Below are 2,156 nucleotides of genomic sequence, written 5' to 3'. Positions count from 1 at the left end.
GGGGGGTGATAGCTGCTACAAATTTTCTAGTCATCTGTAGACATCTCTTGTTGTGTATCTTGATCGTGTGAAGCTTTCGGAGTGGGCGCGCCGGCAGGGCGTGAGCTACCAGACCGCCTGGCGGTGGGTGAAGGACGGGAAGATGCCTGTCCCTGTCCGCCAGGCGCCGTCCGGGACATGGCTGGTCGACGAGCCCGCCGTGCATGTGTCCGGGCGCGTGGTGGCGTACTGCCGTGTCTCGTGCGCTGAGCGGAAGGCTGATCTGGATCGGCAGGTTTCCCGGGTCGTGTCCGGTGCGAACCGGCAGGGTCTGGCCGTCGCGGAGGTCGTGACCGAGGTCGGCTCGGGGCTGAACGGGCGGCGGCCCAAGCTGCACCGGGTCCTGTCCGACCCGCAGGCGGCGGTGATCGTGGTCGAGCATCGTGACCGGCTGGCCCGGTTCGGTGTCGAGCACCTGGAGGCTGTCCTGTCGGCGTCCGGCCGGCGCCTGGTCGTCCTCGACCCCGCCGAGACCACGGACGACCTGGTGCGGGACATCACCGAGGTGCTGACCTCGATGTGTGCCCGCTTGTACGGGCGTCGTGCGGCGAAGAACCGTGCCGCCCGCGCGGTGGCCGTGGCCACCAACGAGGCGGCCGGGTGAAGAAATTCAAGCCGCAGCCCGGTTTCGTGGTGCAGGCGTACCGGTTTGCGCTGGATGCGAACGCAGGCCAGGAGCGGGCGCTGCGTTCGCACTGCGGCGCCGCCCGTGCCGCCTTCAACTGGGCCGTCGCCTGGGTGGAGGCGTCGTGGTGGCAGCGCCGGGCCGAGGAGTCCTACGGCATCCCCGAGGCGGAGTTGACGCAGTGGCGGCCGTGGTCGCTGCCCGCGCTGCGCAAGGCGTTCAACGCCGCAAAGCACACCGATCCGAGGTTCTGCGCCTGGTGGGAGGACAACTCCAAGGAGGCGTACTCCACCGGTCTCGCGAACGCCTCCGCGGCGTTCGACAACTACGCGAAGTCGAAGCAGGGCAAGCGTCGCGGCAAGCGGGTGGGGATGCCACGTTTCAAGTCGAAGCGGAAGGCGCGCCTTGCCTGCCGGTTCACCACCGGCACCATCCGCGTCGACGTCGACGGCCGGCACGTCACCCTGCCCCGCCTCGGCACGATCCGCGTCCACGAGCCCACGGTGAAGCTCCTGGCCCGTGTCCAGGCCGGGACGGCGCGGATCCTGTCCGCGACCGTCCGGCACGAGCGCGGACGCTGGTTCGTGTCCTTCCAGACAGAGGTCAAGCGCGACCTCGTCCGCGTCACGCGGCCGGACGCGGCGGTCGGGATCGACCTCGGGGTGAAGACCCTCGCGGTCATGGCCGACTGCGCCGGAGAGATCCGCGAGGTCCCCAACCCCCGGCATCTCGACAGCGCCCTGAAGCAGCTGCGCCGGGCATCGTGCACGGTCTCGCGCCGCCGGGGCCCGGACCGCCGGACCGGGCAGCAGCCCTCCCGCCGCTGGGAGAAGGCCAACGCCCAGCGCAACCGGGTCCACCACCGCGTGGCGGACCTGCGCGAGGACGCCCTGCACAAGCTCACCACCGCCGTGGCGACCGAGTACGGCACCGTCGTCGTCGAGGACCTCAACGTCGCCGACATGCTGAAGAACCGGCGCCTGGCCCGCCGGATCGCCGACGCGGGATTCGGGGAGATCCGCCGCCAGCTCGCCTACAAAACCCAGCGCAACGGCTGCCGCATCGTGGCCGCGAACCGCTGGTTCCCCTCCTCCAAGACCTGCTCCGGGTGCGGCGCGGTGAAAGCCAAACTGCCGCTGCACATCCGGACCTTCGAATGCGACGCCTGCGGCCTGGTCATCGACCGGGACGCCAACGCCGCACTCAACCTCGCCGCCCTCGCGGCGGCCGTAGTCACTGGTACCGGAGTGGCCGGAGACCAGGACACCCAAGCGGTGTCGAAACCTCGTGGAGCCGACCACAAGACCCGCACCACCCGCCGGAGCCGCAAGGCCACGACGGGGCGGGCAGGTGGCGCAACCCTGCCGCACCCGCGGCAGACAGAAACGAGAGACCGTCCCCAAGCCGAGCCCCTGACGCTCTGGTGATGTGACGGACCTTCCGGGCCGAAATGCCCGGAATGCTGAGATCCGACTACGGTCTCGGCAACGGC

The 2,156-nt window shown here is 70.0% G+C and carries 2 protein-coding genes; both read left to right on the top strand.

Annotated features, from left to right (window positions below; genetic code table 11):
• Positions 1–67: 67 nt before the first annotated feature.
• Positions 68–643: an IS607 family transposase gene (locus tag SRB17_RS45185; RefSeq protein WP_323377635.1), complete on the top strand. Its 576-nt coding sequence runs from the start codon at positions 68–70 to the stop codon at positions 641–643.
• Complete coding sequence (gene tnpB / locus SRB17_RS45180; RefSeq protein ID WP_323377634.1) at positions 640–2,091, top strand: IS607 family element RNA-guided endonuclease TnpB; 1,452 nt, start codon at positions 640–642, stop codon at positions 2,089–2,091. The genes SRB17_RS45185 and tnpB overlap by 4 nt, the downstream gene beginning before the upstream one ends.
• Positions 2,092–2,156 lie beyond the last annotated feature (65 nt).

The sequence above is a fragment of the Streptomyces sp. RB17 genome, from assembly GCF_009604455.1.
Taxonomy (GTDB): Bacteria; Actinomycetota; Actinomycetes; order Streptomycetales; family Streptomycetaceae; genus Streptomyces.
Note: the sequence above shows the minus strand (reverse complement) of the source record. Positions and strands in the feature narration are given on the sequence as shown.